Consider the following 415-nt stretch of genomic DNA (forward strand, 5'->3'; position numbering starts at 1 on the left):
CCCCCAGGGCGTGCCGCACCTCGCGGACGACGTCCTCGCGCAGCCCCCGGATCTCCGCGATCTGGGCGTCGGAGAAGCCGTGCCGCTTGGCCTCCGCGATGAGGTCGCGGGTCAGCTCGGGGGCGGCGGCCAGCTCGTCGGCCGTCTCCTTGATGAGGAACAGCTGGTCCACGAACCACGGGTCGATCTTCGTGTGGTCGAAGATCTCCTCGGGGGTTGCCCCGGCGCGGATCGCGTCCATGACGGTGTTGATCCGGCCGTCGGTCGGACGGACGGCGGCCTCCAGCAGCTCCTGCTTGTCGCCGATCTCGCCGATCTCCCCGACGAAGGTGAACTGCGAGCCCTTCTTCTCCAGCGAGCGCAGCGCCTTTTGCAGCGCCTCGGTGAAGTTGCGGCCGATGGCCATCGCCTCGCC

Annotated in this window: 1 pseudogene; it reads right to left on the bottom strand. The window is 69.6% G+C overall.

Annotation, left to right across the window (positions count from 1 at the left end):
- Window positions 1-415: pseudogene (gene carB / locus ADL29_RS10250) on the bottom strand (carbamoyl-phosphate synthase large subunit); the annotation flags it as partial.

This window comes from Streptomyces chattanoogensis, assembly GCF_001294335.1.
Classification (GTDB): Bacteria; Actinomycetota; Actinomycetes; order Streptomycetales; family Streptomycetaceae; genus Streptomyces; species Streptomyces chattanoogensis.